Source organism: Aquimarina sp. MAR_2010_214 (assembly GCF_002846555.1).
GTDB lineage: Bacteria > Bacteroidota > Bacteroidia > Flavobacteriales > Flavobacteriaceae > Aquimarina.
In genome coordinates, this window is record NZ_PJMS01000001.1 from 4,843,013 (window position 1) to 4,852,500 (window position 9,488).

General features: G+C 30.8%; 8 protein-coding genes (1 of these 8 cut by a window edge). 4 read left to right on the top strand and 4 right to left on the bottom strand.

All coding sequences use genetic code 11. From position 1 onward, the window contains the following. Positions 1–75 precede the first annotated feature (75 nt). The 3 genes from ATE84_RS20660 to ATE84_RS20670 are packed head-to-tail and all read right to left on the bottom strand — an operon-like array spanning position 76 to position 3,495. A complete protein-coding gene (locus tag ATE84_RS20660; protein WP_101449774.1) occupies positions 76–786 on the bottom strand; it encodes a LytTR family DNA-binding domain-containing protein in 711 nt (236 codons plus the stop codon). Between the two features lie 3 nt (positions 787–789). Beyond that, positions 790–3,000, bottom strand: coding sequence for an ATP-binding protein (locus ATE84_RS20665; RefSeq protein WP_101449775.1), 2,211 nt, complete (start codon positions 2,998–3,000; stop codon positions 790–792). 60 nt (positions 3,001–3,060) lie between these two features. After that, positions 3,061–3,495, bottom strand: a complete 435-nt coding sequence (locus ATE84_RS20670; protein ID WP_101449776.1) for an Rrf2 family transcriptional regulator — start codon at positions 3,493–3,495, stop codon at positions 3,061–3,063. Between the two features lie 338 nt (positions 3,496–3,833). Between ATE84_RS20670 and ATE84_RS20675 the strand changes: the two genes are divergently transcribed. Continuing rightward, on the top strand, positions 3,834–4,361 hold the full coding sequence (locus ATE84_RS20675) for a hypothetical protein (RefSeq protein ID WP_143273680.1): 528 nt from the start codon (positions 3,834–3,836) through the stop codon (positions 4,359–4,361). 78 nt (positions 4,362–4,439) lie between these two features. On the opposite strand, the gene ATE84_RS20680 is transcribed toward ATE84_RS20675, so the two are convergent. Continuing rightward, positions 4,440–4,949 (bottom strand): DinB family protein, encoded by a 510-nt coding sequence (locus ATE84_RS20680; protein WP_101449778.1) that lies wholly within the window; start codon positions 4,947–4,949, stop codon positions 4,440–4,442. 299 nt (positions 4,950–5,248) lie between these two features. Here ATE84_RS20680 and ATE84_RS20685 point away from each other — a divergent pair, with 299 nt between their 5' ends. The 3 genes from ATE84_RS20685 to ATE84_RS20695 all read left to right on the top strand — a co-directional run. Then, complete coding sequence (locus ATE84_RS20685) at positions 5,249–6,070, top strand: hypothetical protein (RefSeq protein WP_101449779.1); 822 nt, start codon at positions 5,249–5,251, stop codon at positions 6,068–6,070. A gap of 221 nt (positions 6,071–6,291) precedes the next feature. Then, positions 6,292–7,449, top strand: coding sequence for a DNA polymerase IV (locus tag ATE84_RS20690; RefSeq protein WP_233195920.1), 1,158 nt, complete (start codon positions 6,292–6,294; stop codon positions 7,447–7,449). 135 nt (positions 7,450–7,584) lie between these two features. Beyond that, on the top strand, positions 7,585–9,488 hold the 5' portion of the coding sequence (locus tag ATE84_RS20695) for a DNA polymerase III subunit alpha (protein ID WP_101449781.1). The gene runs 1,057 nt beyond the window's last position; 1,904 of the gene's 2,961 nt are visible here — the first part of the coding sequence; it begins with the start codon at positions 7,585–7,587; the stop codon falls past the right edge of the window.

A 9,488-nucleotide genomic window follows, 5' to 3' on the forward strand; every position in this document is an offset into this window, starting at 1 on the left:
TGGGCTTATGTTTAAAAAAAATGAATATGTTGATTTATTTAATAGTATACTAATCAGAATTTTATAACTTATAGACTATATCACTTTTAATCTTTTATACAGTTCTTCTTTAAATGTACGCCCGATAGGAATATGATGACTATTTATGTCTATAATCTGATCAGGTTCATAGAAAGAGTCTATTTTCTCCCAATTAATTATATATGACCGATGCGTCTGTACAAAAGTCTTATTATCTAATAATTTAAGTAAACTAAGAATAGAATATCTTACTGAAAGTTTTTTATTATCAGAAGTAATTATTGAGCAATAGTTTTTAGAATCTGTATGCGCAAAAAGAATCGTATCTAATGCTACTTTTATTAATTTATTACCACTTTTAATAAAAACGACAGAAGGTTCTTCTCTATCTTTTTTATTGTTGGTACTACTTTTTTCTGCAAGAATAAGAGCAGCTTGCAAATCCTTTTCATTTATTGGTTTGGTAATATAGGCAATAGGAGAAATCTCAGCAGCTTCAGACATTACTTCTACATTGCAATCAAAGGTAGTAAACAAAACAGGGATTTTATATAGTGATTTAATTCTCTTTCCTAATTTAATCCCAGATTGTTTCCCATTAAGATGTATATCCAGTACTACTGCATCTGGCATGAGTTTTCCTATTTGTTCCTGCGCTTCAAAAGGATCATCAGAATTACCAATACAAGTATGCCCCAACGTTTCTAATGTTATACTAATATCTTCAAGATGAAACATATCATCTTCTACTATATATAGATTCATAATTTATGCAGTTCTGGATTCTATAGCTTTTTCTTGTTCTAATTCTATAGCGTTGGCTATTGGAAAACTTAAATCGAATCGTGTTCCTATTCTTCTCTTAGAAGATACTTTTATTACACCTTTATGCATGTTTACAAAACGATATACAAGATTAAGACCAAGTCCTGTTCCTTTTTCTCCTTGAGTCCCAATACTAGTTTGCCCTTCTTTTAATGTAAAAACATACTGTAGTTGTTCTTCGGTCATCCCAACTCCAGTATCACTAACCGAACATACTAACGTATTAAAGTCTCTTTTAAATTCAATTTCTATATTTCCGTTTTCGGTATACTTTAATGCATTACCAATAAGGTTTCTAAATATCACATGAAATGCTCCTTTATCAAACTTGATTGATACATCTTTGTGGTATTTTAGTTTGATATTTGTGTTTTTATAAGTAGCCTGTTGTTCAAAACCTTTAATAATCTCATCAAACTGTTCTTTAACAGATAATCGTTCAGGATGTATTCGATAACCTTTCATTTGTTCTAAAGACCAGTTTAGTAAATTATCTAGCATATTTGAAAGACTCTCTGAGTTTTTTTCAAGTTCATTTGAAAGTTCGATTGTACGCTCATGATTTCCTTTATCTATATGATGTTTTAAAATCTTTCCAGATCGTTGAAACGGAATTATCATACCTCTAAGATCATGAGCTATTATAGAAAAAAGTCTGTTTTTAACTCGATTTGTAGCTGTAAGTTCTTTTTGTTGTTTGCGTAATTTTCTATATGACAAAACACCTATTATTAATATCAATAAAAGAAATACTGAGGCTAGAAGATATAGGTTTTGTTTCGTTTTTTCTTTTTCTGCAATTTGTTCTTTTTCTTCTTTTTCTCGGTTGAGATTTATAATTGTCAGTTCTTTCTTTTTTGTATTGTATTTTTTTTCAAGATTTGCTACTTTAAACTTAACATCACTATTAGATAAAGAATCTTTTATTCTATTATATTGAGTATAATGAAATAAAGCTTTTTCAAAATTGCCAGTACTTTCAAAATATCGTTTTGAATTATCGTGCCAATCTTGTGTATCCCCAGGTAATTTTGTATCTAATACCAGTTCTTCTAATTCTTCTAAAAATCCTTTTACTTTTTTATAATCTTTCTTATTGAAATTAATTCGCAACATAGCAAGAAGACTCTCCTTAAGTGATCGATCTATTTGTATTATTTTTGAGATGGTATATGCCTGATTAAAATATTGCTCAGCTAATTTATAATCTTCAAAACCTTCATAATATATCAATCCTTTATCACGAAGACACTCTCCTATCTGAAAATCACTCTTAAGTTTTTTTGCCAACACCAATGCCAAATCTATATTCTCCAATGCTTTTTCATAGCTTTTCAAATTTCGCTGTTGTCGAGATAAAATGATATAGTTAAGTAATAATATCCGATCATTATTGTCTTTTTTACATCGTTCGATTCCTATATTTATATAATACAAAGCAGTTTCATACTGTTTTAAAGTATTATAAGATACTCCCAAGACATAATAAGTATTAACAATATCCTGAGAACCGTATTCTTCTTTTAATTCTAATGCTTTTAGAAAGTTTTCTACAGCCAGTTCATACTCTTTAATATGATAATACTGAACCCCTATATTTTGATGCAAATTAGGAATATTAGAAGTTATATCAAATCTAATAGCTACCTGCAAAGCTGAATCCGAATAGGTAATGGCTAACTCTTTTTTATATTCGGCACTAGAGAGGTTTTGCATTTGATTATAATAGCCTACCCAATACATACTTTCTGGGTATTTTTTTAGGGCATCTCGAGATTTCTTAAGTAGTAATTTTGCTTTTACCAACTGATTATCAACTATATAAAGTCCACCTTTATCAGAATACAAATCCCCTATTTGTTCATAATCATTGATCTCTTTACCCAGAATTATGGCTTGATCTACATAGTAAAAAGCTGAATCTATATTGAGTTTTCTTTTATAGACTGTAGAATTTTCTCTTAATATTTCAACTTTACATGAAGGAGCAACTTTTGAAAAATAAAATTTATTCAGGTTTAATAACAAATCTCCATTTGATGTAGTATCCTTTATACTTTTCCACTCTGCACAATAATCTTTTTCAGTTTGTGCTTGGGTAGCAACATTTATTAAAAGAAGAATAAGTAAGTATAATGCTTTTTGAATAGTCATGGTTGATAGTTTGATTTATCCTGTGTAATTCTTATTGTCTCTTAATTAATTATTTAATTTTCATCGATTTAAATACGTCATACCAATATCTAATCCATTAGCCAATTCATATAAACTTGTAGCTTCAAGCATATTCTTTAAGTTTTTTCTGACTAACAAAAATTTATCGTGCACTGGACATGGTTTATGAGCATTACATTCCTTTAACCCAAGTCCACAACCACTATAAATATTAGCTCCATCAATAGCATACACAATCTCTTCTAGCATTATTTCACTAATTCTTTTCTCTTCTATTAAAAACCCTCCTTTAGGACCTTTGATAGAATCTAAAATTTTATTTTTCACTAATTGCTGAAGTATTTTAGCGGTAAAAGCCTCAGGGGAATTAATTTCTTTAGTAATAGCTTTTAGGTTTGTGCACTTACTTTGTAATGATTGTTGTGCAACATAAATCGAAGCTTTAATACCATATTCACAAGCTTTAGAAAACATACTTTTTTTTTAATACGACCGAATATATGTATCTTATTTTAATTCGGATAAATTTATCCTAAATAAAACATGATTTTTAAAATTTTGTGAAATAGTTAACAAAAAACCTTTCTATTTTCAAAAGTCAATAAGAATTTCTTGAAACGAACTATCCTCAAGGCAGAGCATCAAGGAATTCTTTTTGATTAAAACATTCATCTACATTATCCTTACATTCATCCACATATACAACACAAACATCCACTTCTTGGTTTTATTCTTTATCTAGTAAAATACATTTACATCGACAAAAATTATATAGGGAATCATTTTTAAAAATTTAAATGAACAAAAAACTTATGAAAAAAATTAATTTAACCCCAGTAATATTATTTGCAGCTTTTGCGCTAGCTCTTAGTTCTTGCAACAAAGATGATGATGCAGTTCCTGTGGTCACTCCCGAAGGAACTGAAAACATTTCTCTCTCATTATCCAAAGGGTATACTGAGGATTTGGGAGAAGATATAAATGCATTTAACATTGAAATATTCTTAGTTTCTAATGAAATGACTTTTAATACTGATTCAGGAGAATTTCAAGGAAATGGAACTGTGTTAGAATTTGATTTTCATTCCTCTACAAATACATTAGCTGCAGGAACTTATAGCTTTGAAGATTATACTACTGATAGATCTGCTCTTAAATTTGATGGAGACATTGATATCACTAATGGGAAAGGATTTTCTATAAAAGGAGGAACTGTAAAAATATCATATGATGGTGATCAAACTGTTTTAGAATATGATTTAATCCTTGATTCGATAAATACTGACAAAAATTCTACTACTAAAGGAAGTTTCAAAGGTTTATTAGCCATTATAGAATAAAAACGAAATTCTACTAAATCAAAAAACTGCATTAGTATCTTAAAGCTAATGTAGTTTCTATTTCTTTATTATTCAATACTAAATCCCTTCTCTTCTACTAATCGGTGTTGTTGGGTTATATCCAAAACCAGGAATTTTTATTTCTATTCCTAATCGATTAAGAATATACCCAATAGTTGCATAATGATGTACTGCATGACTATTGGCATGAGCAAGGATACTCTCTAACGTATAGTTTACAGTTACTTTTCCTTGTCCCAAATTATCAGTAACATGAATTAAATACTCTGTATTTATATCAATATAGGATTGTAATGTTTCCTGAAGTTGGTATATATGATGTATTGCAGATTCTTTATCTGTAGACAATATTTCATCTCGCTTACGAGCAGTTAGATCAATGTTATTAGAATCTAACCCATTAATTATACAATCAAAAAAATCGAGGATATGACGTATATGCGACCCTATACTAGAGTAATATGGACCAACCGAACTGTTTTGATATGTAGTAGAATCTATAGCATTAAGTAAGTCTACAGCACTACTAAGATTATAATTTATTGAAGAGATAACTAATTGTTTCATGAGCCGTTTAGACGTAAGATAGATAACTAACTTACAAATTTTATAGATATGGTCATAAATTTAATTTTAAAAAAAGTTATTTTATGAATAATATTACGTGTAAATCATCGTTTAAATTATTGATTTACAATAACAATCATCCTGCTTTCTCACACCCAGTAGGACATTTATCACCAAAAACAAGGTTTATCCGTAAAAATTAAGTTAAAATGCGTATTTCATCGATTAATGACTGTTTTTTTTGGATGTTACATATAAAATATTGTATTATTGTTGTGTGATTTAAAAGCCCCCAAAGAATGAAAAAAATTGCACTTATACTGTTTTTGCTATGTTTTATCCCCAAAACTAACGCCCAAGATATATACGACGATGCCTTAACTGCTGCCAGTTATGCATACTCGCACAGTAAAAAAGCACATGGGGCAAATAACGTTTTTCATACTCAAGAATACGCAGATAAAGCTATAGAAGCTTTCCAGAAAGTAGAAGATCTTTCAGATAAATGTGGCTGCAAAAAAGCCAATGAGACTGCATATACAGCTAGAGTTGATATGGAAAGTTCTCTAGAACAGGATACTTATGAGCGTAGTAGATATTTCGCTAAGCGTGCTAAGGAATTAGGGTCTAAATTACTAGAACAATTAACTTTTTGCCAAGCCAATAGTGGTAGTAACTACACAGATGCAGAAGAAGCCTCTACAGCAGAAGAAAACGAATTAGCAGAAGCTACTCAAGAAGTTGCCAGTAAACAAAAAGAATTAGAAGAAAAACGTCGTCAGTTAGAACTTGAACAACAAAAACTTGAACAACAAATAGCTGAGCAAAATAAGATAAAAGCCGATTTTGAAGCTAAACGAGCTGCTGAATTAAAAGCACAGTCATTGATGAAATCAAAAGCTGAAACAGCATTACAAAAATTAGAAAATGCACTACAAGAATTAAGCGTAGTACTAAACGAAGAATCTAAATTTGAATCACATGCTGATTATGTGCGAAGTGAAAATGATCTAAAAAACGAATCACTCGACGATACAAAAACATTTTATGTAAATAGAGCAAAAGAACTTACCCAAACCGCTATGCAACAATTTGCCGGTTATAATATGGTAGAAAATTAATTAACGCTGAATTTTATTTTGTAGCCCCAAAATAAAATTTTTACAAGCGACATCTCTCTTCTTGTGAGATGTCGTTTTTTTTTATCCTATTGTGAATAAAAAAAATGTTTAAAATCAATAATTATGGAATTATTCCCTATTTTTGGAATAATTCCATAATTATTGATTTGAGAACTATATTACATCTTGATCTGGACACATTCTATGTATCTGTAGAACGTATGATCAACAGTACTTTAAAAGAAAAACCACTCCTTGTTGGCGGGATCAGTGATCGTGGTGTTGTAGCTGCGTGCAGTTATGAAACCAGATCTTATGGTATACATTCTGGTATGTCTATGAAAATTGCCAAAGAACTATGCCCTGAGGCTGTTGTCATAAAAGGCAATGCTGGGACATATAGTAAATACTCTGACATGGTTACAGAAATCATCAAAGAGAATGTACCCGTATTCGAAAAATCAAGTATTGATGAATTCTATGCAGACCTTTCTGGTATGGACAAATTCTTTGGTACGTATAAATATTCTCTAGAGTTACGTCAAAAAGTTATTTCAGAAACAGGGCTTCCTATATCTTTTGGGCTTTCTGGTAATAAAGTAGTCTCTAAAGTAGCTACCAATGAAGCAAAACCTAATAACCAATTAAAAATAGATTTTGGTACAGAAAAACCATTTCTGGCCCCACTATCGGTTAAAAAAATTCCAATGGTGGGTAACAAAACATATCAAACTTTGCGAAATCTAGGGGTCCGCTATATAAAAACTATCCAAGATATGCCAGTAGACGTTATGAAAGGAGTACTTGGAGCAAACGGCCTTACCATCTGGAAAAGAGCTAATGGGATAGATAACACACCCGTCATTGCATTTTCTGAACGTAAATCAATCTCTACAGAAAGAACATTCGACAGAGATACTATAGACATATATAAACTTAAAAATCTCCTAATAGCAATGACAGAAAACCTCTCCTATCAATTGCGAAGAGGAAATAAATTAACCGCTTGCATTGCTGTAAAAATCAGATATTCTGACTTTAATACATATACCAAGCAACTTAAAATACCATACACCAGTGCAGATCATATTCTTATCCCAAAAATTCTGGAAATATTCGAAAAACTATATCAAAAACGATTATTAATTCGATTAATAGGCATACGGTTTAGCCACTTGGTTAGTGGTAACTACCAGATTAATCTATTTGATGATAGCGAGAAACAGCTTAACCTATATCAAGCGTTAGATACTATTAGAATTCGATATGGAGACCGAAGTGTAATAAGGGCTGCGGCTATAGGATCAACAACTATAGGTAGAATGCAAAACCCATTTAATGGGGAACCCCCTATAGTATTAGCCCATAGAAAACAATAGTTTTTTAGTCATCGATATTATAATAGTAGCATCCGGGCGGGTTATTCACTATATCTTTTTCTATTAATTCGTTCAAATTAACAGAAAAAGGATGCCGTTGCTACCCCTGATGCAAAACTCAAAATATGAAACTAAATGTATCTTAATTGTCATTCATATTACAGCTTACGGTTCGGAGCTTTTTCTGAAATCGATCTCTTAGAATTAGCCAACGAAAATAACATAAATTGCCTTGCTCTAACTGATATCAACAATACTTCTGCTTGTCTAAATTTTATTAGAAAAGCAAAAGAGTATCATATTAAACCTATTGTAGGAATAGATTTCAGAAACAATCACCAACCTTTATACGTAGGTCTGGCAAAAAATAATGAAGGATATAAAGAGTTAAATGATTTCTTATCACACTATTCATATAAAAAAATAGATTTCCCCAAAATAGCTCCTTCCTTTAAAAATTCCTATATCATATATCCCTTTGAACATGTATTATCTATAGACAAAATTAACTTTACAGATCATGAATTTATAGGTATATCTATAAAAGATATACCTAAACTTCGTCTTTCTAATTTGCGAAAATTGAAAGATAAATGCATAGCACTACAGCCTGTTACCTTCAGAAATAAAAAAGATTTTAATGCCCACCGATTATTAAGAGCTATTGATAATAATATACTACTAAGTCGTTTACCCAACGATCAACAGGCATGTTTTTCAGAGCAAATGATTCCCGATCAAGAAATTAAAAATAAATTTTCAGAATTTGATTTCATTATTAATAACACCCTTACTGTTCAAGAGGAGTGTTTTATTGATTTTAATTTTTCAAAAAACAACCCTTCTTTAAACCAAAAAACATACACCAACAGCATACTAGAAGACAATAAATTGCTTGAAAAACTCTGTCAGGAAGGCCTTGCTTATCGATATCCAAATCCCAAAAAAAAGGTATTAGACCGATTAAAAAAAGAACTCTCATTAATTACAAAAATGAAGTTTGTTTCCTATTTTTTAATCAACTGGAGAATTATCTCTTATGCACAAAGCAAAGGGTATTACTATGTAGGGCGCGGTAGTGGAGCAAATAGTATTGTAGCATACCTACTTCGTATTACAGATGTAGATCCAATAGAATTAGACTTATATTTCGAACGATTTATCAATACACACCGCACCAGTCCTCCTGATTTTGACATTGATTTCTCATGGAAAGACAGGCAGGATATCACTCGATTTATTTTTCAAGAATTTGACAATGTAGCATTACTAGGAACCTACATTACTTTTCATTACAAAGGAGCAATAAGAGAATTGGGTAAAGTATTTGGCCTTCCAAAATTTGAAATCGACAAGTTAAGCGAAGGAGATTATGATTATAATTCTCTTGATCAAATTCATAAGCTGGTGGTCATCTATAGTAACCTAATACGTGGGATCCCTAATTATCTTAGTATACATGCTAGTGGGATATTAATTAGTGAATATCCTCTACATTATTATTCTGCCACAGATCTACCTCCAAAAGGATTTCCCACTGTACAGTATGATATGATTATCGCAGAAGACCTGGGGTTATACAAATTTGATATTTTAGGACAACGTGGATTAGCAAAAATTAAAGACGCAATTACAATTATAGAATACAATCAACCTGTATTAGCTGATTTTGATATTCATGATATAAAAAGATTCAAAAAAGATAAAAGAATAAATGCTTTGATACGAGATGCAAAATGCCTGGCATGTTTTTATGTAGAATCTCCTGCAATGCGTATGCTGTTAAGTAAACTAAAAACAGATAATTACTTAGGATTAGTAGCAGCAAGTTCAATCATACGTCCCGGAGTAGCTAAAAGTGGAATGATGAGGGAGTATATTTTACGAGAACATAACATAGAAAGAAGAAAAAATTCACACCCAATTATGCTTGATTTAATGAGTGAAACCTATGGCATTATGGTATATCAGGAAGATGTGATAAAAGTAGCTCATTTCTTTGCAAAACTAACCTTAGATGAAGCTGATGTGTTGCGTCG